The organism is Nocardia sp. NPDC052001 (genome assembly GCF_040680615.1).
Lineage (GTDB): Bacteria > Actinomycetota > Actinomycetes > Mycobacteriales > Mycobacteriaceae > Nocardia.
In genome coordinates, this window is sequence record NZ_JBFAXC010000002.1 from 342254 (window position 1) to 364309 (window position 22056).

The following is a 22056-nucleotide window of genomic DNA, read 5'->3' on the forward strand; positions in this document are numbered from 1 at the left end:
AATTGTATTGTGATACAAAGCTATTCAGAATATCTCCCTTTCATCTTTAGCGCATTCCTTCCAATGCTTCGAGCCGGGCCGTATCCCGCACTGCTCCACGATCGGCCGACGTCGCCATCAACGCATAGGTGCGCAAGGCCACCGAAACCTCGCGCGTCCGCGCGACCGGTCGATACCCGCCACGGCTTTCCAGCTCCCCTCGCCGCGCATCGAGCTCGTCATCGCCGACATGCAGTGACATTGTCCGCGAGGGGATATCGATGGTGACTTCATCCCCGTTCCGAACCAGCGCGATAACGCCACCCGATGCCGCCTCGGGTGAGATGTGACCGATGGAGAGCCCCGAGGATCCGCCGGAGAATCGCCCGTCGGTGATCACGGCGCATTTGCCCGCCAACCCGCGACCCTTGAGATACGAAGTGGGATAGAGCATTTCCTGCATTCCCGGTCCGCCGCGCGGTCCCTCGTATCGGATGACGAGCACGTCGCCCGGCTGCAAGCGTCCGGACAGGATGGCGTCGACCGCGTCTTCTTGGGACTCCGCCACGACAGCGGGGCCGGTGAAGGTGTGCATGTGTTCGGCCACCCCGGCGGATTTCACCACTGCCCCATCGGGGGAGAGGTTTCCGCGCAGCACCGCCAGTCCGCCGTCGCGCGAATAGGCGTGGGCGCGATCGCGAATGCAGCCTTCGGCGGCGTCGGTGTCGAGGGAGTCCCAGCGCTCCGACTGTGAGAATGCGGTCGCGGAACGCTTTCCGCCCGGCGCGGCGTAGAACATTTCCATCGCCTCGGGGGAAGCCTTGCCGCCGCGCACATCCCATGCGCCGAGCCAGTCGTCCAGCGAATTCGAGTGCACCGCGATCACATCGCGGTGCAGCAACCCGGCACGGTCCAGTTCGCCGAGGATCGCGGGGATGCCGCCCGCCCGGTGCACATCCTCCATCAGGTAGTCCCCGTTGGGTGCGACCTTGCACAGGCAGGGCACCTGCAACGACATCTTCTCGATGTCGGTGAGGCCGTAGTCCAGTCCGGCCTCCTGTGCGGCGGCCAGCAGATGCAGCACGGTGTTGGTGGACCCGCCCATTGCCAGGTCCAATGCCACCGCATTGTCGAATGCCCGGTGCGAAGCCAGGTTTCGGGGCAGCACGCGGTCATCGTCTTCGTCGTAGTACCGCCGGGTGATGTCCATGACGGTGTGTCCGGCGGCTTCGTACAGGGCGCGCCGCGCGGTGTGGGTCGCGAGGACGGTGCCGTTTCCGGGCAGTGCCAGCCCCAGGGCCTCGGTGAGGCAGTTCATCGAGTTCGCGGTGAACATGCCCGCGCAGGAACCGCAAGTGGGACAGGCGTTTTCCTCGATCAGCGCCATGTCCTCGTCCGAGACGAGGGGGGACACCGCCTCGGACATGGTGACGATCAGGTCCAGGCGGCTGCGGACCGTGCCGTCGACCAGGACGGCTTTGCCGCCCTCCATCGGGCCGCCGGAGACGAAGACGGTCGGGATGTTCAGGCGCATGGCGGCCATGAGCATGCCGGGGGTGATCTTGTCGCAGTTCGAGATGCACACGAGCGCGTCGGCACAGTGCGCGTTCACCATGTATTCGATCGAGTCCGCGATCAGGTCGCGGGACGGCAGCGAGTACAGCATGCCGCCGTGGCCCATGGCGATGCCGTCGTCGACGGCGATGGTGTTGAACTCGCGCGGGATTCCTCCGGCTGCGCTGACCGCCTCGGAGACGATGCGTCCTACGGGCTGGAGGTGGGTGTGGCCGGGGACGAACTCGGTGAAGCTATTGGCGATCGCGATGACCGGCTTGCGGCCGATATCCGCGGAGGGGACTCCGCTGGCTCGCATGAGCGCGCGGGCTCCCGCCATATTCCGGCCGTGCGTGACCGTGCGTGAACGCAGATTCGGCACGATGCCACCTCCTTCAGAAACTGCAACCGTATGGTTGGAGTCTTGCACATCGGAGGGTCGAACTGCAACCGTGCGGTTGGAGATCGCGGAAATGGTTGGATATCAGGCATGGCGTGGGATACCGAGGGAACCAAGCGGCGGCTGTTGGAGGCCGCCGTGTACGAATTCGCCGAGCGCGGGCCGGACGGCGCTCGGGTGGCGGCCATCGCGGCCCGCGCCTGCATCAACAAAGAGCGCATCTACCAGTACTTCGGCGATAAGCAGGGGCTCTTCGAGGCCGTGCTCACCGATCAATTGGCACAGCTCGCGGCCGCCAGCCCGCTGGCCGCCGATAAGGCCGGGGACCTCGCCGAATACGCGGGGCACGTCTTCGACTACCACCGCACCCATCCGCAGTTCCTGCGCCTGCTGCACTGGGAAGGACTCCAGACCCAGGGCGGTGAGCTACCCGCCGAATCCGCGCGCGCCTCGCACTACGCGGAGAAGGTGGCCTCCGTCGCCGCCGCCCAGCGCGAGGGCAAACTCACCGATGATGTGCCGGCCGGATATCTCATGTACGCCGTGGCCGCGCTCGCCGCGTGGTGGTTCGCGGTGCCGCAGGTGGTGCGCATGGTGCTGGGGGCGGATGCCGAGGACCCCGAGGCGCTGCGCGCGGGCCTGGTGAACCTGGTGCGCCGACTGGAGATTCGCGACTAGCGCCGTACGGGAACGGCCGTGAGCCGGTCCGCCAGTGCGCCGAGCACCGTCGAGCAACTCTCCTCGATCTTCAGCTTGGCCAGGTCGTCGGCGCGGGTTTCGCCGCGGTTCACGATCACCACATCGCGGCCGGATTTGGCGGCGCGGCGGGCGAATCGGAGACCGGACATGACGGTCAGTGATGATCCGGCGACCAGGAGCACCTCGGCGTCCTCGACCATCGAGAAGGCTTGGGCCACCCGGGGTGCCGGGACGGATTCGCCGAAATAGACGATGTCCGGTTTCAACATGCCGCCGCATACCGCGCAGTCGACCATGCGGAAGCCGCTGGTGTCGGCGACCACGGCGTCGGCGTCGGGTGCGACCTCCAGACCGGTGAGCGGGAGGGTTTCGGCGAAGCCGGGATTGGCCTCCTCCAGCAATTCGGCCAGGCGCATGCGGGACAGCAGTGCGGAACAGTTCAGGCAGCGCACCCGTGCGTACACCCCGTGCAGGTCGATGACCGCGCGCTGTCCGGCCTTGGTGTGCAGCAGATCCACGTTCTGGGTGATCACCCCGCGCACGATTCCGGCGCGTTCCAGTCGCGCCAGCGCGCGATGTCCGAGATTGGGGCGGGCCGCGTCCATGAACCGCCAGCCGACGTGATTGCGTGCCCAATACCGTTGCCGGAAAACGGGATCCCCGGTGAACTGCTGATAGGTCATGGGATTGCGGGGCGGGGAATCGGGGCCGCGATAGTCCGGAATACCGCTGTCGGTGGAGACGCCCGCACCGGTCAGCACCGCGACCCGGCGGCCGGTGAGCAGATCGCACAGCTGCTCGATCGAGGTATCCGACATGCCGACCAGCCTACGAGGCCAGGGCCGCCGTGCGCCCGGTCACACCGTGTCACACCGCCCCGGGCTGCTTCGTCGTATCGGTATGGGCGTCACCACGGGCGGCGCGGAACGACTACGAAGGAGTTGTCATGACGAAGACGGTTCTGGTCACCGGTGGTACGGGCACCCTGGGCAAGCTGGTCACCCCGCTGCTGCTGATGCGCGCGGGCGTCCGGGTGCGGGTGCTGAGCCGCACCGCCCGCACCGGAACGGACGGTATCGAATACGTGGCGGGCGATCTCCAGACCGGCGAAGGCGTCGCGGCGGCGGTCGCGGGCGTCGACACCATCCTGCATCTGGCGGGCACCCAGAAGGGTGACGGCGATAAGGCGCGCGCCCTGGTGACGGCCGCACAGGCCGCGGGCGTCACCCCGCATCTGGTCTACATTTCGGTGGTCGGCGCGGAGCGGGTGGTCTGCGAAAGCGCGCTGGATCGCGCGATGCTCGGCTACATGGCCTCCAAGCGGGAGGCCGAGATCGTGGTGCAGGAGTCGGGTCTGCCCTGGACCACCTTGCGCGCCACCCAGTTCCACGAACTGCTGTTCACCATGGTGCGGGCACTGGGCAAGCTGCCGATCGCACCGGCCTTCGATTTCCGGTTCCAGCCGATCGCGGCGGCCGAGGTGGCGGCGGAACTGGTGCGCCTGACCCTGGGCGAGCCCGCCGGACTGGTGCCGGAGCTGGCCGGGCCCAAGGTGTACACGATGAAGGAGGTGCTGCGCGGCTATCAGGACGCCATCGGCAAGCGCCGTCCCATCCTGAGCCTGAAGGCTCCGGGCAAGGCCGCCAAGATCTACAAGGCGGGCGGCAACCTCAACCTCGATCGCGCCGTCGGTGAGCAGACCTGGGAAGAATTCCTGGCCGAGCACCTCGGTGCTTCGGTCCGGGCGTGAAATCGCCTGTCAGCGTGGGCCGTTGGTATTGAGGAATACGACGGTGCCGGTGCCGAACCGGCCCTGCCCGTTCATCTCCAGCAGGGCGGCCATGGCCTTGGCGGTGTAGACCGGCTCCAGGGTGAGATGTTCCAGATCGGCCGAAAGCGTCTGCGCGGTGGTGGCTTCCATGGTGGTGCGGCCGTAGCCCGGGCCCAGATAGTCGGTCACGATATCGAGATTGGTCAGGGCCGAGATATTTTCGGGCAGTCGCGCCCCGCGCTCGCGCAGCACCTGCGCGGATCGATCGGCCAGCCGGTACAGGGTGGCCGCGTCCAGGCGCAAAGTGTCATTGACGACCACACCGACCACCCGGGTGGATAGGCCCGCCAGTCGTAAGCCGAGGGAGAGCCCGGCGACCGTGCCGCCGGACCCGACCGGGGCGACCAGATGGGTGGGCTCGGGCAGTTCGCCCGCTCGCACCTGCGCGGCGAGCTCGAGTGCGGCCTCGACGTAGCCGAGCGCGCCCACCGGTGACGATCCGCCCGCGGGCAGGAAATACGGTGGCCGCCTGCCCGAGAAATTGCGGGCCAGAATGTAGGGAGCGCTGAGGATCGTGCGGGTCTTGTTCCGGGTGAAGTACAGTTTCGCGCCCGAACGCCGCAGTCGTTCCAGCTGGCCGCGCACATGGTCGTCGACCGGCTGATCGATAAGTGCCAGTACGGTTTTCAGTCCCAGCTCGCGGCCGTACAGTGCGGTCGCCAGCCCCCAGTTGGTGCCCAGCCCGCCAACCGTGACGATCGTGTGCCGCCCCAGCCGCAGCGCGTCCGGCAGCAGCCATTCCAGTTTGCGGACCTTGTTGCCGCCCCAGCCGCCGTCGCCGAATTCGCTGTCATCCTTGATCCACAGCTCCGCCGCGACCGAATCCAACGCGGACAACCGCCGCACCGAGGTCGGACTCTTACCGAGTTCGATATGCGGCAGCGTGCTCTCGAGTTCGGGGTACTGCTGATGCAGATGCGGCGTCACACACACCAACGTATCGACTGCCCAGTCCAGATACGAGCGTGGCGAGGCGCACATGAGTCATGCTGGAGCATGACCACCAATTCGGAGCCGCCCGGTCGACGCACCGGACCGCTGCTCGCGCTGGTGGTGGTCGGGGTGGCGCTCGTACTCGCCATTGCCGCCACCACATACTTCATTGCTCATCGCGACAGCGGCGGGGGCACGCCCGAATCCGTCACCCTGCCGCCGGGGACGACGGTCGTCCAGAACTCCGCGGGAGTGCCCCCTCCGCCCGGCGGCGTGACCGCCGGACAGCCCGTGCCCTCGACGATCGCCCCGCAGCCGGGCACCACCGCGCCCTCGACCGCGCCCGCCCCGGGCTTCGCCCATCAGGCGCTGTGGCCGTTCGCCGATGAGGCGGCGGCAGCCCTGTGGCAGCAGTCCTATCGCGACGGCGGGCATCAGCCCTGGCATCTGGATCCCGCCGCCACCGCACTGAATTTCACTCGGGGCTACCTCGGCTACGGCAATCTGAACAAGGCCGTATTGACTACGACCAAGGGTGAAGAATCCTGGGTGACAGTCGGTTTCGACAATCCCAACGGTGTCGCCATCGTCGCCGCCATGCTGCATCTGGCCCGGATCGGGACCGGAGCGGACGCGCCCTGGGAGGTCATCGGCACCGATGACCTCACCCTGTCCCTGGACAATCCGGTGTACGGGGCGAAGGTGAATTCGCCGCTGGCGGTGGGCGGTCACGTCACCGGCGTCGACGAGAGTCTGCGGGTACAGGTCCGGCAACTCGACAAAGCGCAAGCGGTCGGTGAGATTCCCGGAATCCCCGCGGGCGGGCAGAACAGTCCGTGGTCCGGCAGCGTGCCGTTCACCGCGACCTGCCCGGGCACGCTGACCGTCGCGGTCGCGACCGGCGGCCACGTCGAGGCGGTGGAGCGTTTCGCGATCACCGGGGTGCACTGCTGATCCGCTCACCCGGGACGATGGCGACACCGGAATGGTTCGCGGCGCCGACGGCGGTTCGGCGCAGCGTATTCGGCCGCGCGCCGATAAACCGGTGTTGTTCCCGGATGTCCCGCGTATCGGCGAAGTGCGGGACAATTGGGTCGTATCACCGATATGGCCGACGCTCAACCGGGGGAATCCCGTCGGCTGAGCTTTCCTAAGGAGCCTCGCCATGAGCGAGAACCATTGGGACGCACTGGTTGTCGGAGCGGGGGCCGGCGGGCTCTGCGCCGCCGCCCGGCTTTCACACCACGGCTACCGCACCCTCGTCGTCGAATGTCTGGATCGGGTCGGGGGGCGCGCCTCCACCGAGGACGTCTACGGCTTCAAGATAAACACCGGGGCCATCGGCGTCGAGTTGGGCGGTATCACCGAGCAGACCTTCACCGAGGTGGGCGCGAAATTCGAAGTGCGACCGGCGAATCCGCCGATCCTGTACCGGATCGGCGGGCGCACGGTCGATATCGCCACCGGCGGCTGGCAATTGCTTATCTCCCAGCTGATTCGCCAGGGCGCGCCGCTGATCCAGGACACGGCCGAGCGTGGCGGCGGTATGCCCGACCGCGAGCTCTGCACCGCGGATTGGGTGCGCGGGCACACCAAAAACGCTGCGGTACACGGGATCTTCCGCGCCATGTGCGGGACGGTGTTCGCGGCCGCGCCCGAGGAGCTGCCCGCGCGGGTCTTCCTGACGCACTTCTCCAGCACGGCGGCGTTCGACAATTTCGGTTTCTGCCCCGAGGGCACGATCGGATTGTGGAAGGCGCTCGCCGAGGTCGTGGAACGCAATGGGGGACAGGTATTGCTGAGCACGCAGGCGCTGCGCCTGCACGTCGAGGACGGCCGGATCACGGGGGCGACCCTGCGGCGGGGTGGTGAAAGCCGGGAAATCACCTGCGATTTCGCGGTCAGCGATATCGGGCCGTCGGCAACCCTGGATCTGGTCGGCCCCGAACACTTCCCGTCGGAGTACATCGGCACCGTTCTACAGGGCGATCTGCCCAGCGCCATGATCTCGGTCAACTTCACCAGTCGCGAGAAGCTGCTGGACGCGCCCGGTCTGCTCAGCTTCGTCAATACCCGAAGGCTCTGCTACGCAGCGGAGTTCACCGCCACCTGCCCGGAGATGGCCCCGGAGGGCTGGCATCTGTACGTCGGCACCGGCGTCCCCAAACCCTCGGTCGGTGATTTCGATGTGGAGGCCGAAGCGGCGCTGGTGTTGCAGGATCTGCGCCACGAGATCGACGGCTTCGATGAGGCCCGGTTGCTCTCCATCGCCGTAACCCGGGACGACTGGCCCACCCAGCGCACGGTCGCGGGCTACGACATGCCCCACGACACACCGATCCCCAATCTCTGGAATGTCGGTGACGCGGTGAAGGAATACGCGCACGGCGGCACCACCGCCTGTGCCGAAACCGCCAAGATCGTGGTGGACAAGATCCTGCTCAGCGCAGCTTCGCGGCCGTCCCCGGTAGTCGATCCACCATAGCCACCACATAGTCGGCCACGATCTCGATGAGCATGGGCCGCTCGACCTTCAGCCCGCCGTCCAGCCATACCAGGATGAGTTCGGCGGCCCCGCCGGTGATGAGTTGCGCCAGCGCGGTGAGCGCGGTGTCATCGCCCGCGGGGATATCGAGCAGCGTGCGGGTCTGCTCGATGATGGTGGCGGCCACCTTGCGCATACCGTCGAACCGCATGCGCATCAGCGCCTCGCTGCCGTACGCCTGCGCGAAGGCGATATTGGCGCGCCGCGGATCATCGGTCATCGCGATGATGAGGGCGGCGACTCCCGCGCGGATCTTGGTCTCGGGATCGCCGGGGGTCTCGGCCATGGTGCTGCGGGCCTGATCCAGCGCGGCCGACTGCACCTCGTCCAGCAGCGCGGCCGCCAAAGCGTCCAGATCGCTGAAGGATTCGTAGAAGAAGCGCGGACCCACCTTGGCCTGTTCGCACACCCCGCGCACGGTCAGCGCGGCCAGGCCCTGGGTGCCGACGATCTCCAGGGCGGTGTCCAGGAGTCTGCGCCGCCGCTGTTCCCTGCGCTCATCGGTGGAGGTTCCGCGATAGGTCCCGTTGAAAGCTCGCGTCACCCACACAGCTTCGCACAGATATCGGGAAACAATCGTTTACGGAAACAATCGTTTCCGCTACCGTTGGAACATGGTGCCTCGAAAAGCCGTGCTGAACCACAGGATTCAAGCTCATGCGGCCGGGGTGCTGGAGCGATACCCCTCCGCACCGCGCGCCCTGGCCACCCCGCCGCCCGGGAGCGGCCTCAAACCCGTCATGGGTGATTTCGGGCCGCCGGGGGTCGGTCATATCGTCAGCCAGCTCGCGGATCCGATCGGCTTCTCGCGCCGGCGCATGCGGCGCTTCGGCCCGGTGCAGTGGTCCGGGGCGTTCGGCCGCCCGATCGTCGGATTGCTCAGTCCGCAGGCGCTCGAGGAACTGGTGCTGGACCGGCAGCACGCGTGGTCGGCCCAGCGCGGCTACGACTTCCTGATCGGGCCGTTCTTCCGGGGCGGAATCCTGTTGCGGGACTTCGAGGAACACGCCTATCACCGCCGTATTCTGCAACAGGCGTTCACGCGCTCGCGGCTGATCGGATATCTGGATCTCACCACACCGCGCATCACCCGGGGCGTGGACGGCTGGCAGCCCGGGCCCCGATTCCCGCTCTACGATCACGTCAAGGCGCTGCTGCTGGAACAGGCCACCGCGGTGTTCGCCGGAGCCGAACTCGGCCCGGAGGCAACGCGTTTGGGGCATGCCTTCGAGGACGCCGTCAAGGGCGGACAGGCCATGCTGCGATTCCCCATGCCGGGCGGTATCTGGAATCGGGGTCTGCACGGGCGGCAGCTGCTGGAGGAGTATTTCCGCCGCGAACTCCCCGCCAAACGCGCAGGGGAGGGCGACGACCTGTTCAGCGTGCTGTGTCAGGCCAGCACCGAGGAGGGGGAATCCTTCACCGACGCGGACATCGTCGATCACATGATCTTCGTGATGATGGCGGCGCACGACACCAGTACCAACGCCATCTCCATGCTGAGCTATGAGCTCGCGCGGAATCCGAAGTGGCAGGACCGATTACGCGAGGAGTCCCAGGCGCTGGGCAAACCGACCCTCGACTACGCGGATCTGGATCAGCTCACCGGATTGGATCTGGCGTTCAAGGAGACGCTGCGGATGTACTCCCCGGTCGGCCAGGTGGTGCGCGAATCCGTCGCCGATACCGAGATCTCGGGCTACTACATTCCGCGTGGCACGGTGGCCATCTGCGGCGCGTACGTCATGATGCGCTCCGCCGAGTACTGGCATGATCCGGATGTCTTCGATCCCGAGCGGTTCGAACCCCAACGCGCGGAAGATAAATCGCATCGCTTCGCGTGGCCACCGTTCGGCGGTGGCGCGCACAAGTGCATCGGCCGATACTTCGGCGGGATGACCGTGAAGGCCGTCATGCATCGCATGCTGCTGAACTACCGCTGGAGCGTGCCGCAGGGATACGAGGTGCCGCTGGTGGCGGGCACCGGTCCGCAACCGGCGGACGGGTTGCCCATCACCCTGGAACGGCTCTAGCGCACATCGCGCGGTACCCCGAGTTCCACATCGAGATAACGCAATTCGGGGTCCCGGCGCTTGCCGTTGCGGAACGCCCGGAACACCAGGTCCTGCGGATGCCGCACCGCGAACACCTCGCGGAAGGTGGTCACCGTGCGCCGGGGTGTGCCGAGCAGCCGCGGGTTGTACCCGGTCTGCGCGACCGGTCCCTCCCAGATGAGCGCCGCCCCGCCCGGCACGCTGTGCGGGGCGAAGCTCCAGCCCAGATCCCGCATGCGCCGGTCGAATTCGCCCGCCCCGAGTCCGGCCACATCCCAGCCGCTGGCCTCGTTGAACAGCTGCCGCCCGTGCAGGAATTGCACGAAGCACGGATCCGGACCGGGATGCGGGGTGCTGAGATTGATCACGCCATCCCACGGCAGCGTGGTGAGCGACCAGGCCAGCCGGGTCTCGAAATCGTCCCAGTCCGAACAGAGTACGGGCGCGTCGCGCTCACTGGGCCGCTCGGCCGCCAGGCCGTAATCGCCGACGGTATCGGGTGCGTCCAGACTCCAGGCGCTGAAGCGCAGCCGTTCCGGACGCATGGTGAGGCCGCGCGAGAGCACCGCGACCACCGATTCGGCGACCTGTTTGCGCTGTGCCACGGTGGCGGTGCGCCGCCAGCCGGTGCTCCACTCCCGGGCCGTCTCGGGGCGCTCGCGCACCCGTTGCACGGCGCGCCACTGCGCATCCGGTGCGGTGCTATCGGATTCGAGCGGCAGCGGGCACGGATCCCAGACGCCCTCGGGCTGGGTGCGCAAGACCGCGAGCAGTCGTTCGGCCTCGGCCGGGTTCGGCGGCACCGCGACGACGACCTCGATATCGCTGCCCTGCTGCGCGAAATGCGCGTGCCGCCCGCTACTTTCGTCGCGCACCTGGATGAAGCGCGGATTCCATTCCAGGCCGAATCGATCGGCCTCCTCGTCTTCCTCCTCCAGGAAGAACGGCATCCACTTCAGCAGTACATCCCAACCCTGTGTACCCATCCTCGCCTCCCTCCAGGCTGTCCGCCAACCTACCGGGCAGTAGAGATCGATGCCCCGTACGGGTATCGAACGGACCACCCCGCGTGGTAGAACCTGTTCTAGTTTTACTACGAAGGACCCTGAATGAACTGGTATACCGGTAACACCGTCTATGACACCGTCTTGACGATCGCGTTCGGATTCGCGGCATTCGTGCTGGTGGGCGGACTGTTCGGGCAGAGCCCTTACGGCCGCTTCGCCACCGCCAAGCTGGGGCTGAACCTCAATCCGAAGCTCGGCTGGTGGCTCATGGAGATTCCAGCCACGGTCGTCTTCGCGGTCGCCTACCTCAGCGGTCCGAATCGATTCGAGCCGACTTCGCTGGTGCTGGCGGCCATCTGGATTCTGCACTACGCCAATCGCGGCTGGCTCTTCCCCCTTTCGATTCGTCAGGTGCCGGGCAAGACCAGCAGTTTCAATGTCTCGGTGCTCGGTATGGGCATGTTCGTCACGGCCCTGCACGGCTATCTCAATGGTGCGCTGTTCAGCCATGATTATCTGGGGCAGTACGGAACCGATTGGCTCACCGATCCGCGATTCCTGATCGGGCTGGTCATCTACCTGAGCGGTTTCGCCCTGCTGACCAGCTCGGAGTGGATCGTGCGGAACCTGCGCGACAAGAACAATCCGGGCGCGACCGAATACAAGATTCCATTCGGGCTGGGCTTCCGATTCGTCACCAGCCCAACATATCTCGGCGAGTTGATCGCCTGGGCGGGCTTCGCCATCCTGACCTGGGCGCTGCCGGGCGTGGTCATCTTCCTCATCACCTTCGGGAACCTGGTGCCGCGCGCCTTCGCCACGCACAAGTGGTACCGGGAGAAGTTCGCGGACTATCCGGCCGAGCGAAAAGCACTGGTGCCCTTCACCATCTAGCGTCCCTGGCGCGCCGCCTTATCGCGATACATGGCGGTGTCCACGGCATGCATGAGCTCGTCGATGGCGGTGGAGTGGGTATCCACCAGTGCGGTACCGATACTCGCGCCCACCGTCACCGAAAGCCCGGCCACATCGAAGGGTTCGCGCAGCGCCGCCAGAATGCGATCCGAGACGGCGGTCAATTCCGTTCTGCCCGTGCAATCCTCGACCAGCACGATGAATTCGTCCCCGCCCAGCCGGGCCGCCACGGCATTGTCCGGCAGCGCGGCGCGCAGGCGCAGCGCCACATCGCACAGCACCCGATCCCCGGCGGTATGCCCGCGCCGGTCGTTGATCTCCTTGAACCCGTCCAGGTCCAGATAGCACACGCCCACTTGACCATTGGCCGCGGCGAGCCGGTCGAAGAAGAGCAGACGATTGGGCAGCCCGGTCAGCGAATCATGGTGCGCGTCGTACCAGAGCTGATCGGCCAGCTGCTTGCGCTCGGTGACATCGACGGTGACCCCGATGAGGAAGCGCGGGTTCCCGTCGCTATCGCGCACCACCGACATGGACAGGTCGATGATGGTGACGGTGCCATTGGGCCGGGTGTGCACGGTCTCGGTGCGGAAGCTGTCCACCGCGCCGCTGAGCAGCTGCTGGAACTGTTCGAAGGCATTGCCGATATTGACCGGTCCGAGGATGTCGGCCACCGATCGGCCCGGCATGGATTCGGCTGGGACGCCGAGGACTTCGGCCATGGCGTTATTGACATCGACCACGCGGCCGGTGGTGATATCGATGGTGCCGATGCCCACCGACGCGCCCGCGAAAATGGCTTGGAAGCGCGCCTCGGACAGTTGCCGCCGGGCCTCGGCCTCGCGGGCCGCGATGAACGCCGCGGCCATGGTGGCTTCCTGCTCGGCGAGTGCGGCGCCGCGTAATCCGGCGGTGAACTCGGCGGCGAATTCCGCGGCCACATCGATGGCGCGTTCGCGCACCGGGCCGAAATCCGGGCAGTCCGGATCCGGGCAGACGGCGGCCACCAGATCCCTGCAGAGCACCAGTACCGACCGGTGCACGGCAAGGGGGTCACGGTAATTGGCGGCCACCAGCGCGGCGGCGGCCGCGCGCGCCACATCCGAGTCGGCGGTGCCCCGCACGGCGGCGATGAGCCCCTCGGCGTACGGGGTCAGCAGTGCTTCGACCTGGTCGCGGTTCAGGGTCGGCGCGACCGCGCCGTCGAGCATGCTCGCCCAGCGCACCGCCAGTTCGTGTGCCGCTCCCATCGCTGACCCCCTGCCGCCCCGAAAGCCCTACTCGGACTCAGGCTTTCCGGGCTACGCCGGCCAAACCGAGTGAGCGCCCGGGGGTTTCATGCTGATCGCGCTCGGATTCCGGGCGCCACAGCGGTAGCTCCACCACGCCCGGCTCCAGTAGCTCCCAGCCGTCGAAGAAACCGGTGATGGCCTCGCGGGACCGGAAATGAATGCCGACCTTGCTCTCATTGGCGGCGTTCGCGCCGAGTTTGGCGGCGTCCTCGGGCCGGGTGGCGGTGGTGAGATGGGAGATGGCGACATAGCTGCCCGACGGAACGGCGGCGTGCAGGGCGGTGACCGTCTCGCCGGGCCGGTCCTCATCACCGAGCAGATGCAGCACCGCGAACAGCAGCACGCCCACCGGCTGATCGAAATCGAGCAGGCCGACCTCGCGGGCGGCGGTGAGCAGATCCGCGGGTTTGCGCAGATCCGCCTCGATGGCGGCGGCATGGTCATTGCCGCCCAGGATGGCGCGCGCGTGCGCCACGGCCACCGGATCGATATCGGCGTACAGCACCCGGCAGGTCGGATCGATCTCCTGGGCGACCTCGTGCACATTGCCCGCGGTCGGAATGCCGGAGCCGATATCGAGGAATTGGGTGACGCCGGAATCCACCAGGAATCGCACAGCGCGGCGCAGGAAGGCGCGATTGCTCAGGGCAACCCGGGGCAGGTCCGGTACGAGCGATTTGCCCAGTTCTGCGGCCCGGCGGTCGATCTCGAAATTATGCGAACCGCCGAGCAGTGCGTCATACATGCGAGCGGGGCTCGCCTGCGACATATCCACGCCCTCCGGGGCCCATGCCGGTCTGTCCATCCTGCACCCTCCTGCAATCAAAGAACCCGGCCGCGGATCCCCGTGTTCGGCGATCACCCGGCCGGTGCACACCCGCGATGTTAGCCCGCGTTCTCCAGAAATCTTGTAGCGGTACCGATCTCAGGACAGCGGTACGCCCGCCAGCAGCAAACGCACGCCGACCACGAGCGCGCCCACCGCCACCGCACCGAACACCAGCACCCACACTAGTCCGGGCACATGCGTCAGGCGCGCCAGCTGATCGGCATCGGAATTCGGCTCGTGGCGGCGATTACGCTGCAACTCGATCACCGGGCGCACCGCCGCCAGCAACAGGAACCACGCCGCCAGATAGGCCAATCCGGCCTGGGTGTCATCGGTGCCGAACCAGGACACCACCACGATGATGCCGCCGATCACCAGCACCGTCAGCAGGCCGTACCCGTTACGCACCTTCACCAGCAGAATCAACAGCAGTACGACGGTGAGCCAGAGCATGAGCGTGATCCGATGCGCGCCGAGCAGGCCCGCGTAGGCCAGGCCCAGCAGCGCGGGCGCGGGATATCCGGCCGCGGTGGTCAGAATCATGCCCAGGCCGTACGGCTTTCCGCTGGACACCGTGAGCCCGGAGGTGTCCGAATGCAGGCGGATGCTGTTCAGCCGTCGTCCGGTGAGCAGGGCGGTGAAGGCGTGACCGCCCTCGTGCGCGATGGTCACCACATTGCGCATCAGCCGCCAGCTCGGGCGGAACGCCACCAATAGCAGCGCGACCACTCCGGTTCCGATCACCAATTGCCAGGGCGGCGCGGACTGGGTGGTGGTCAGTCGATCCACGATCGAGCTGCCGTGTTCGACGAACTCTGCGCTGTACATCGCCGAACCATAGCGAGTGTGGCTGTGCCGGACCACCGAACAGGAGTGCCGGACCGCCGAACAGGAGTGCCGGGCCAATGCGCGCCGTTTCTCGCATGCGACGGCGGGGTCGACGTGATAATCGGTGGGGGCTCGCAGGGGGTGCGCCCGCCGAGAGGAGACGGCCGTGCCGGACTCGCAGCAAGGCAAATCATTCGCGGTGGGCACGCTCGCCGGTGTCAATCCGCCCCTGGCGACCGCGCGCTTCATGGTGAAGGCGGCGCGCCTGGGACGGCTGGATTCGATTCTCGCGCCGGATCATCTGATCAGCGTCTTCCCGAAATCGGTGTGGGACACCGATTTCACCCCGCAGGCCAAGACGGTGCGCAGTCCCGATGAGCAATTCGACTACGCCCCGCTGCTGGCGCATCTCGCCGCGGGCGCGGGCAAGGTGCAGTTGGGGGTCGGCGTGACCGATCCGCATCGGCGGCATCCGGTACTGCTGGCGCAGACCTTTCTCACCCTGGCGCATATGACCAGGACGCCGCCCATTCTCGGGATCGGCTCCGGTGAGACGGAGAATCTCGATCCGTATGGATTCACCTGGAACCGCCCGGTGGATCGGCTCGAAGAGGCATTGCAGGTGCTGCGCCTGGCGCTGACGTCGACCGAGCCCATCGAATTCACCGGTAAGTACTACCGGATCGACCACGCGCCAATGGATCTGGTCGCTCCGCCGGATCGCATGCCGCAGATCTGGATCGGCGCGCACGGTCCCCGCATGCTGGAATTGACCGGCCGCTACGCCGACGGCTGGTACCCGTGGGAGTCGATGGCGCCGGACGAATACGAACGCCGCTGGAAATTGGTGCGCAAATCCGCGAGCGCGGCGGGCCGGGATCCCGATGCGATAGTTCCCGCCGCCATGGTCCAGATCCTGCCCGCGCGTACCCGTTCCGATATCAAGCGGCTGTTGCGGGCACCGGGAGTGCGCTACCTCGGTCTGTTCGCCTCGGCCGAACTCTGGGCGCGGCACGGTGCGAAACATCCACTGGGAGAGAATTTCCGGGGGCTCATCGATCTGCTGCCGCATCGCCTGAGTCGCGCCGAGGTGCAGGCGGCCATCGCCGAGGTGCCCGATGCGGTGCTGTACGAATGGCTGATCATCGGCACCCCGGCCGAAATCCTGTCCCGGGTACGCGAACTCGCCGACGCCGGTCTGCGGCACGCCATTATCTTCCCATCGTCGGCGCTGGTCTCGAACGCGGACGCGGCTTTCGGCTATGGCGTCGTACTGTGGCTGGCCGCCCGCCTGCGCCGGTCCGTGCGCGAGAGCGTCACCGTTTGATCGTTCCGGGTCCGGGTACCGCCGGGGCATGGTTCATGTGGATGCGCGAGTGGGTCTGCCCGAGACGATCTCGGCGGTGCTGTTCGATCTGGACGGGGTGCTGACCAGTACCGCGGCGGTGCACGAACGGGCCTGGAAACAGGTCTTCGACGAATTCCTGGTGCAGTGGTGCGGAGCGGGGACACCGCTGTTCTCGGGCGCGGACTATCGCGATCATGTGGACGGGCTGCCGCGCTTGGACGGTGTGCGCGCGTTCCTGCAATCACGGAATATCGCTGTGCCGGAGGGAGAGAGCGGTGACCCCGCCGACGGCTGGACCGTGCGCTCGATCGGTGACCGGAAGGATCGGGTGCTGCGGGGGCTGATCGAGCGGGAAGGCGTGCACGTCTACCCGGGCTCGGCGGACTACTTGACCGCGGTGCGGGCGGCCGGGCTGCGGATCGGGGTGGTGTCCTCCTCGGCCAATGCCGCGGCGGTGTTGACCGCGGCCGATCTGTCCGGCTTCGTCGAAATCCGTGTCGACGGAAAGACTTTCGCGGAACGCGGTCTGGCCGGCAAACCCGAACCGGACGGATTCCTCGCCGGTGCCGCCGAATTGGGTGTCCGACCGGACGAGTGCGCCGTATTCGAGGATGCCATCTCCGGCGTGGCGGCCGGGCATGCGGGGAAGTTCGGATTCGTGGTCGGGGTGGAGCGCAGCGGTGCGCACGAGCACGCCGAGGCGTTGCGAACCGCAGGGGCGGACGTGGTCGTCGCCGATCTGTCCGAGCTGGTGAAGCGTTGATGGGGGAGAACGGATTTCAGCTGGCGCCGTGGGAATTGCGCTGGTGCGGACTCGATCTCGACGCGCTGCGCCGCACCGAGTCGATCTTCGCGCTCGCCAACGGGCATCTCGGTCTGCGCGGGGGTTTCGACGAAGGCGAACCGGTGGGGCTGCCGGGAACTTATCTGAACGGATTCTACGAATCCCGCCCGCTGCCCTACGCCGAGGTCGGGTTCGGTTATCCGGAGCTGGGCCAGAGCGTGGTGAACGTGACCGACGGCAAGATCATTCGGCTGCTGGTCGGCGATGAGCCGATGGATCTGCGGTACGGGCACACCGGGCCGCACGAGCGGGTATTGGACTTCCGCTCCGGCACGCTGCGGCGCAGCACCGAATGGACCTCGCCGACCGGGCGGCGGGTGCGCGTCCACTCCGAACGCCTGGTGTCCTTCACCGATCGCGCGGTGGCCGCCATTCGCTATGAGGTGGAATCCCTCGACGGCGATATCGAATTGGTCGTGCAGTCGGATCTGCTTGCCAATGAACCAATTTCGGCGGCGCAGGGAGATCCGCGACTGGGCGCGGCGCTGGACCGGCCGCTGGTCGCCGAGGACGCGGTGGCGCACGATCTCGCCGCGGTGCTGGTACATCGGACCCGCGAGTCGGGGCTACGGCTGGCGGCCGCCATGAACCATGAGCTGGAGGTGAGCGAACCCGCGCGCTGCGGGGTACACGCCGAGGGGGATCTGGCCCGGGTGACCGTCGCGGTGGACCTCGCCGCCGGAAACCGGCTGCGGCTGACCAAATATCTGGCCTACGGCTGGTCCGCGCGGCGCTCGTCGCCCGCTCTGCGCGCACAGGTGGATGCCGCGCTGGCGTCCGCCATGGAGACCGGCTGGGACCAGTTGTGCGCGCGTCAGCGCGATTACCTGGACGACTTCTGGGCGCAGGCCGATATCGAAGTGGACGGCGATCCGGAGTTGCAGCAGGCCGTCCGCTTCGCGATGTTCCATGTGCTGCAGGCGGGTGCGCGCGGTGAGGCCCGTGCCATCCCGGCGAAGGGCCTGACCGGACCCGGCTATGACGGACATGCGTTCTGGGACACCGAAACCTATGTGCTCCCGATGCTCACCTACACCATGCCCCGGGCCGCGCGCGACGCACTGCGCTGGCGGCACTCCACCCTGAATCAGGCGCGCAAGCGCGCGCAGGAGCTCGGGCAGTCCGGGGCCATGTTCCCGTGGCGTTCGATCAATGGCGTGGAGGCGTCCGGCTATTGGCCGACCGCGACCGCCGCCGTGCACGTCAATGCCGATATCGCCGACGCGACCGTACGCTATCTGGCCGCGACCGGGGACGAGCAATTCGACATCGATTGCGGCGTAGAGCTGCTGGCGGAGACGGCCCGGCTGTGGGCCAGTCTGGGACACCTGGAATCGGACGGCTTCCGAATCGATGGTGTCAGCGGTCCCGACGAGTACTCCGCGCTCGCGGACAACAACCTCTACACCAATCTGATGGCCCAGCGGAATCTGCGCGCCGCCGCCGATGCCTGTGAGCGCCGCCCGGAGGTCGCCGACGGCCTGGGCGTATCCGCCGAGGAGTACGGCCGCTGGCGGAAATACGCGGACGCCATGGTGCTGCCCTACAACCCCGAACTCGGCGTGCACGAACAATCCGAGGGCTTCACCCGTTATGCCCGTTGGGATTTCGACGGCACACCGGAGAAGAAGTATCCGCTGCTGCTGCACTACCCCTATTTCGACCTGTACCGGCTACAGGTGGTCAAACAGGCCGACCTGGTGCTCGCGATGTACCTGTGCCCCAGCATCTTCGACTTGGAGCAGAAGACCCGGAACTTCGGCTATTACGAGCAACTGACCGTCCGGGACTCCTCGCTGTCCGCGTGCATGCAGGCTGTCATGGCCGCCGAGGTCGGACATCTGGACCTGGCCTTCGATCACTTCGCCGAGGCGGCCCTCACCGATCTGCACGATCTGCACCACAATGTCGGTGAGGGACTGCATATCGCGGCGCTCGCGGGCACCTGGATCAGCTGCGTCGGCGGTTTCGGCGGTCTGCGTGATCATGAGGGCGAACCCGCCTTCGCGCCCCGCCTGCCCGAACAGCTCGACCGGCTGGCCTTCCGAATCAGTTGGCGCGCCAGTCGAATAGCGGTCGAGATCCTGCCGCGGCAGACCACCTATCGCCTGCTGTCGGGTGATCCGGTCGGCCTGCGTCACCACGGCATCGCCCACACCCTCACCGATTCCGCACTGACCCTGTCGAATCCGCCCGCACCGACCCCACCCCCGGTCTCCGCACCCGCCGGGCGCGCACCGCGCCGCCGCCGGTGAGGCTCAGCCCGCCGACCGCAGCCGTTCCAGGCCGTCGAGGATGAGGTCCAGGCCGAACTCGAATTCGGTCTGGTCATCGCACCAACCCAGCAGTGCGCCGGTGTCATCGTGCGTGTCGGCGGCCATCATGCCGACGATATTGGGGAAGCGGTCGGCCACGGCGGTGAGGGCGGCGACCGCGTCCGGCTCGCTCTGATCGGCCGGGGGGCCGAAGAGTTCCTGGGTGAAGCCGAGGGCGCGGCTGCCCAGGCTGTGCATGGCGTGGTGGGCGAGTTCGTAGGAGAAGCCGCCGCCGCGGAACAGGCCGATGACGCCGTCGAAGTAGGCGACGATCGAGAGCGTCATGGGGGAGCGGGTGCCGATCAGCGCGGGGGCCCAGGGGTGGCCGAGCAGAATGTCGCGGGCGATGAGAATGCGCTTGCGCAGCAAAGGTTTCCAGTCGGAGGGGTCGTTCACGACCGGTGATCCGACGGCCGCGGTGATGCTGTCGAGCACGACTTCGACCATGCCGTCGAGCAATTCGGCCTTATTGGCCACGTGGTGGTAGAGCGACATCGCCTCGACGCCGAGGTCGGTCGCGATATTGCGCATGGTGACCGCTTCGACGCCGTCCCGGTCGGCCCGCGCGACCGCGGTGCGGAAAATCTGCTCCCGGCTCAGGCGGGGACGTTGATCGGTGACCATGACGGACAAATTTACCGTACGTCGTAAGTCTCACAGGTCTTGACAGCCTTACAACGTAATGTTTCGCTGGTTCCGTCAGACTTACGTCGTAAGGGAGAGTGATGAGAACCATGTGGATCGTGATCGCGATAGGGGTGGGCACGCCGGTGGGCCTAGCCCTGGGAGCGCTGTTCTTCCTGCTGGCGGTGATGCAGACGGGATATGAACCCGGGCTCGCGCTGGTGCGCCGCTTCAACCGGCGGGTCACCAATCGGCGGGTCATGAAGACCGCCGGACAGCGCGGGGCGGATGCCTCGGTGGTCCGGCACATCGGCCGCTCCAGCGGGAAGGAGTACGCGACGCCGGTCGGCATCACCGCGGCTGGCGAGGATTTCCTGATCTCACTGCCCTACGGCACCACGCCGGACTGGCTCAAGAATGTGCTGGCGGCCGGTACCGCCGAGGTCGTGCACGAGGGCACGACCTACCGGATCACCGAGCCCGAACTGGTGCCCGTGGCCTCGGTGGCCCGGTACCAATCGCGCTCGGAGCGCTTGGGGCTGCGGCTGTTCGGGGTGGACCAGGTCCTGCGCCTGCGCAGGGCGGCGGCGCAGTGACCCGGTATTCGCAAGGGGTACGGGCTATTTCAGGTATCTGAGCAGTCCGAGGTTCGGATTCAGCACGCCGTCCTGGCCCAGGGCCAGGAAATCGGATTCCACCGCCGCGCGCTCCAGCCTGCCCGCCCGCACCGCCTGATATCGCACATAGGACCAGATGAAGACATCGAGGTTGTCGAAGCGCGTCCCGGCTTCGACAACCTCTTCCTCGTGAAACCACACGGCCACTTGACCATTGGTGAGTACGACGTAAAGGTTACCGCCACCGTCCGCGCCGATGGAGTAGAGATCGTCATCGGTGAGTTCGGTGGTGTAGTCCGAATCCAGGATGCCGCAGTCGTTCCCGGCGAAATCGAAGCCGTAGGACCAGTCGAAGATATCCAGGAACCGCGGCATGGCATCCGAGCGCACCCGCCGATCCAGGGCGGCGAGCGCCGCCGCGTCCGCGGGCTGCAAACGAGCGAGAAACGGTGCTACCGAACGGGTTTCCGCGGGAACGTGAACCGGGTCGTCAGCGGGGAACCAGCGCGCCAGATCGGCGTCGAGATCGCGATCGATATAGCCGGTGAGATCGGTGAGGGTGAGCGTCACGCGGCGATTGTAGAAGGACCGGGTGACAGTGGGCTCAGCCCGCGAGCGCAGCCCGGAAATGCGCGGCGAGATCCAGGGCCGCGGCCTGTTCCGGGGTGAACCAGGCGTGGTCGTCATGTTCCTCGGGGTTGAGAGTGACCGGGCCGGAACCGGTTTCGGCCACCTCGTAGACGCGGGCGTGAATGCGCAGCGGGCGACCGGCCACATCCATCCAGGAATGTTCGGCGCGCTCGCGGGTGACCGTCACCGTCAGCCCGGTCTCCTCGCACACCTCGCGGACCGCGGCCTGTTCCGGTCGCTCACCGGGTTCGATACCCCCACCGGGCAATTCCCAGCGGCCCGCCAGGAAGACGCCCGGCGCGCGACGGATCAGCAGGACCGCGCCGTCGCGCTCGATCCGGCAGTACACCAGGTGCTTATCACTCACCCCGATGATCATGCCACCGGCTCAAGCGATTTCGAGCTCAGGATACTTCCGCCGGTGCGGCCAGGGCCGCCCGCATAGCCACGCCGTCCACGTACGAATGCTTCTCCCGGACCAGGCCGTTCTCGACGAAGACCACATCCGCCAGATCCACCGCGACCGGCGATCCGGTGACAGAGGTGCCGCGCAGCACCCACTGCACCACCCAGAAATCCTCTCCGACACGGAGACTGACCTGTTCGAAGGTGAGATCCGGGACCAGGGCGAAGGTTCCGGCGGCGGAGGCGCGGATCTCATCGCGGCCGCGTGCGGGCGCACTGCCCGAATGCAGGTGGAATATCGAATCGGGAGTGTGCAATTCGACGATGCGGTCCGGATCGTGGTCGGCCCAGCAGGCGTGATAGCGCTCGAAAAGGTCTCTGGTGGCATCGGACATGATGCGAAATCC

At 66.9% G+C, this 22056-nt stretch carries 22 protein-coding genes; 10 read left to right on the plus strand and 12 right to left on the minus strand.

The window, feature by feature from the left end; genetic code table 11:
* Positions 1–46: 46 nt before the first annotated feature.
* Positions 47–1915, minus strand: a complete 1869-nt coding sequence (gene ilvD, locus AB0L82_RS09835) for a dihydroxy-acid dehydratase (RefSeq protein ID WP_364633400.1) — start codon at positions 1913–1915, stop codon at positions 47–49.
* Between the two features lie 108 nt (positions 1916–2023).
* Between ilvD and AB0L82_RS09840 the strand changes: the two genes are divergently transcribed.
* Positions 2024–2611, plus strand: a complete 588-nt coding sequence (locus AB0L82_RS09840) for a TetR family transcriptional regulator (RefSeq protein ID WP_364633402.1) — start codon at positions 2024–2026, stop codon at positions 2609–2611.
* Here AB0L82_RS09840 and AB0L82_RS09845 read toward each other — a convergent pair.
* Positions 2608–3450, minus strand: coding sequence for a Sir2 family NAD-dependent protein deacetylase (locus tag AB0L82_RS09845; protein WP_364633404.1), 843 nt, complete (start codon positions 3448–3450; stop codon positions 2608–2610). The genes AB0L82_RS09840 and AB0L82_RS09845 overlap by 4 nt on opposite strands.
* Positions 3451–3578: 128 nt before the next feature.
* Between AB0L82_RS09845 and AB0L82_RS09850 the strand changes: the two genes are divergently transcribed.
* Positions 3579–4382 (plus strand): SDR family oxidoreductase, encoded by an 804-nt coding sequence (locus AB0L82_RS09850; protein ID WP_364633406.1) that lies wholly within the window; start codon positions 3579–3581, stop codon positions 4380–4382.
* 9 nt (positions 4383–4391) lie between these two features.
* On the opposite strand, the gene AB0L82_RS09855 is transcribed toward AB0L82_RS09850, so the two are convergent.
* The gene (locus AB0L82_RS09855) at positions 4392–5390 is read right to left on the minus strand and encodes a pyridoxal-phosphate dependent enzyme (protein ID WP_364633408.1); all 999 of its coding nucleotides are present in this window, start codon (positions 5388–5390) and stop codon (positions 4392–4394) included.
* Positions 5391–5459: 69 nt separating this feature from the next.
* Here AB0L82_RS09855 and AB0L82_RS09860 point away from each other — a divergent pair, with 69 nt between their 5' ends.
* Positions 5460–6350, plus strand: a complete 891-nt coding sequence (locus AB0L82_RS09860; RefSeq protein ID WP_364633410.1) for a hypothetical protein — start codon at positions 5460–5462, stop codon at positions 6348–6350.
* A 211-nt stretch (positions 6351–6561) separates the two neighbouring features.
* Positions 6562–7881 (plus strand): FAD-dependent oxidoreductase, encoded by a 1320-nt coding sequence (locus AB0L82_RS09865; protein ID WP_364633411.1) that lies wholly within the window; start codon positions 6562–6564, stop codon positions 7879–7881.
* On the opposite strand, the gene AB0L82_RS09870 is transcribed toward AB0L82_RS09865, so the two are convergent.
* Positions 7838–8485, minus strand: a complete 648-nt coding sequence (locus AB0L82_RS09870) for a TetR family transcriptional regulator (RefSeq protein ID WP_364633413.1) — start codon at positions 8483–8485, stop codon at positions 7838–7840. The two genes, AB0L82_RS09865 and AB0L82_RS09870, sit on opposite strands and share 44 nt — an antisense overlap.
* A gap of 70 nt (positions 8486–8555) precedes the next feature.
* On the opposite strand from AB0L82_RS09870, the gene AB0L82_RS09875 reads away from it, so the two are divergent.
* A complete protein-coding gene (locus AB0L82_RS09875; protein ID WP_364633414.1) occupies positions 8556–9974 on the plus strand; it encodes a cytochrome P450 in 1419 nt (472 codons plus the stop codon).
* On the opposite strand, the gene AB0L82_RS09880 is transcribed toward AB0L82_RS09875, so the two are convergent.
* Positions 9971–10981: a hypothetical protein gene (locus AB0L82_RS09880; protein WP_364633416.1), complete on the minus strand. Its 1011-nt coding sequence runs from the start codon at positions 10979–10981 to the stop codon at positions 9971–9973. The genes AB0L82_RS09875 and AB0L82_RS09880 overlap by 4 nt on opposite strands.
* A 123-nt stretch (positions 10982–11104) precedes the next feature.
* Between AB0L82_RS09880 and AB0L82_RS09885 the strand changes: the two genes are divergently transcribed.
* Positions 11105–11896 (plus strand): 3-oxo-5-alpha-steroid 4-dehydrogenase, encoded by a 792-nt coding sequence (locus AB0L82_RS09885; RefSeq protein ID WP_364633418.1) that lies wholly within the window; start codon positions 11105–11107, stop codon positions 11894–11896.
* Here the strand turns inward: AB0L82_RS09885 and AB0L82_RS09890 are convergent.
* The 3 genes from AB0L82_RS09890 to AB0L82_RS09900 all read right to left on the minus strand — a co-directional run bounded on the left by AB0L82_RS09890 (position 11893) and on the right by AB0L82_RS09900 (position 14866).
* Entirely contained in the window at positions 11893–13167 is a 1275-nt protein-coding gene (locus AB0L82_RS09890) for a sensor domain-containing diguanylate cyclase (RefSeq protein ID WP_364633420.1), read from the minus strand. The two genes, AB0L82_RS09885 and AB0L82_RS09890, sit on opposite strands and share 4 nt — an antisense overlap.
* A 37-nt stretch (positions 13168–13204) precedes the next feature.
* Positions 13205–14014 carry an SAM-dependent methyltransferase gene (locus AB0L82_RS09895; RefSeq protein WP_364633422.1) on the minus strand — a complete coding sequence of 270 codons (810 nt, stop codon included), beginning with the start codon at positions 14012–14014 and terminating at the stop codon, positions 13205–13207.
* 120 nt (positions 14015–14134) lie between these two features.
* The gene (locus AB0L82_RS09900; RefSeq protein WP_364633424.1) at positions 14135–14866 is read right to left on the minus strand and encodes a M50 family metallopeptidase; all 732 of its coding nucleotides are present in this window, start codon (positions 14864–14866) and stop codon (positions 14135–14137) included.
* A gap of 166 nt (positions 14867–15032) precedes the next feature.
* Here AB0L82_RS09900 and AB0L82_RS09905 point away from each other — a divergent pair, with 166 nt between their 5' ends.
* The 3 genes from AB0L82_RS09905 to AB0L82_RS09915 are packed head-to-tail and all read left to right on the plus strand — an operon-like array spanning position 15033 to position 19313.
* Positions 15033–16193, plus strand: coding sequence for an LLM class flavin-dependent oxidoreductase (locus AB0L82_RS09905; RefSeq protein WP_364633426.1), 1161 nt, complete (start codon positions 15033–15035; stop codon positions 16191–16193).
* A gap of 28 nt (positions 16194–16221) precedes the next feature.
* Positions 16222–16977, plus strand: a complete 756-nt coding sequence (locus tag AB0L82_RS09910) for a beta-phosphoglucomutase family hydrolase (RefSeq protein WP_364633428.1) — start codon at positions 16222–16224, stop codon at positions 16975–16977.
* Positions 16977–19313: a glycosyl hydrolase family 65 protein gene (locus tag AB0L82_RS09915; protein ID WP_364633429.1), complete on the plus strand. Its 2337-nt coding sequence runs from the start codon at positions 16977–16979 to the stop codon at positions 19311–19313. Before AB0L82_RS09910 ends, AB0L82_RS09915 begins: the two co-directional genes overlap by 1 nt.
* Before the next feature lie 3 nt (positions 19314–19316).
* Here the strand turns inward: AB0L82_RS09915 and AB0L82_RS09920 are convergent, their stop codons facing one another.
* Positions 19317–19997 carry a TetR/AcrR family transcriptional regulator C-terminal domain-containing protein gene (locus AB0L82_RS09920; RefSeq protein WP_364633431.1) on the minus strand — a complete coding sequence of 227 codons (681 nt, stop codon included), beginning with the start codon at positions 19995–19997 and terminating at the stop codon, positions 19317–19319.
* Positions 19998–20098: 101 nt separating this feature from the next.
* On the opposite strand from AB0L82_RS09920, the gene AB0L82_RS09925 reads away from it, so the two are divergent.
* On the plus strand, positions 20099–20593 hold the full coding sequence (locus AB0L82_RS09925) for a nitroreductase/quinone reductase family protein (protein ID WP_364633433.1): 495 nt from the start codon (positions 20099–20101) through the stop codon (positions 20591–20593).
* A gap of 24 nt (positions 20594–20617) precedes the next feature.
* On the opposite strand, the gene AB0L82_RS09930 is transcribed toward AB0L82_RS09925, so the two are convergent.
* Genes AB0L82_RS09930 through AB0L82_RS09940 form a run of 3 tightly spaced genes read right to left on the minus strand, consistent with a single transcriptional unit; the run spans position 20618 to position 22044 of the window.
* On the minus strand, positions 20618–21184 hold the full coding sequence (locus tag AB0L82_RS09930) for a hypothetical protein (protein ID WP_364633435.1): 567 nt from the start codon (positions 21182–21184) through the stop codon (positions 20618–20620).
* A 34-nt stretch (positions 21185–21218) separates the two neighbouring features.
* Positions 21219–21611 carry an NUDIX hydrolase gene (locus AB0L82_RS09935; RefSeq protein WP_364633437.1) on the minus strand — a complete coding sequence of 131 codons (393 nt, stop codon included), beginning with the start codon at positions 21609–21611 and terminating at the stop codon, positions 21219–21221.
* A 37-nt stretch (positions 21612–21648) separates the two neighbouring features.
* Positions 21649–22044 carry a nuclear transport factor 2 family protein gene (locus tag AB0L82_RS09940; RefSeq protein WP_364633439.1) on the minus strand — a complete coding sequence of 132 codons (396 nt, stop codon included), beginning with the start codon at positions 22042–22044 and terminating at the stop codon, positions 21649–21651.
* Positions 22045–22056 lie beyond the last annotated feature (12 nt).

Bases quoted from the DNA above. Each gene is read 5' to 3' on its own strand.
- AB0L82_RS09840 (WP_364633402.1), top strand. From the start codon at position 2,024: ATGGCGTGGGATACCGAGGGAACCAAGCGGCGGCTGTTGGAGGCCGCC.
- AB0L82_RS09845 (WP_364633404.1), bottom strand. From the start codon at position 3,450: ATGTCGGATACCTCGATCGAGCAGCTGTGCGATCTGCTCACCGGCCGC.
- AB0L82_RS09850 (WP_364633406.1), top strand. From the start codon at position 3,579: ATGACGAAGACGGTTCTGGTCACCGGTGGTACGGGCACCCTGGGCAAG.
- AB0L82_RS09860 (WP_364633410.1), top strand. From the start codon at position 5,460: ATGACCACCAATTCGGAGCCGCCCGGTCGACGCACCGGACCGCTGCTC.
- AB0L82_RS09865 (WP_364633411.1), top strand. From the start codon at position 6,562: ATGAGCGAGAACCATTGGGACGCACTGGTTGTCGGAGCGGGGGCCGGC.
- AB0L82_RS09875 (WP_364633414.1), top strand. From the start codon at position 8,556: ATGGTGCCTCGAAAAGCCGTGCTGAACCACAGGATTCAAGCTCATGCG.
- AB0L82_RS09880 (WP_364633416.1), bottom strand. From the start codon at position 10,981: ATGGGTACACAGGGTTGGGATGTACTGCTGAAGTGGATGCCGTTCTTC.
- AB0L82_RS09885 (WP_364633418.1), top strand. From the start codon at position 11,105: ATGAACTGGTATACCGGTAACACCGTCTATGACACCGTCTTGACGATC.
- AB0L82_RS09890 (WP_364633420.1), bottom strand. From the start codon at position 13,167: ATGGGAGCGGCACACGAACTGGCGGTGCGCTGGGCGAGCATGCTCGAC.
- AB0L82_RS09895 (WP_364633422.1), bottom strand. From the start codon at position 14,014: ATGGACAGACCGGCATGGGCCCCGGAGGGCGTGGATATGTCGCAGGCG.
- AB0L82_RS09900 (WP_364633424.1), bottom strand. From the start codon at position 14,866: ATGTACAGCGCAGAGTTCGTCGAACACGGCAGCTCGATCGTGGATCGA.
- AB0L82_RS09910 (WP_364633428.1), top strand. From the start codon at position 16,222: ATGGTTCATGTGGATGCGCGAGTGGGTCTGCCCGAGACGATCTCGGCG.
- AB0L82_RS09915 (WP_364633429.1), top strand. From the start codon at position 16,977: ATGGGGGAGAACGGATTTCAGCTGGCGCCGTGGGAATTGCGCTGGTGC.
- AB0L82_RS09920 (WP_364633431.1), bottom strand. From the start codon at position 19,997: ATGGTCACCGATCAACGTCCCCGCCTGAGCCGGGAGCAGATTTTCCGC.
- AB0L82_RS09925 (WP_364633433.1), top strand. From the start codon at position 20,099: ATGAGAACCATGTGGATCGTGATCGCGATAGGGGTGGGCACGCCGGTG.
- AB0L82_RS09940 (WP_364633439.1), bottom strand. From the start codon at position 22,044: ATGTCCGATGCCACCAGAGACCTTTTCGAGCGCTATCACGCCTGCTGG.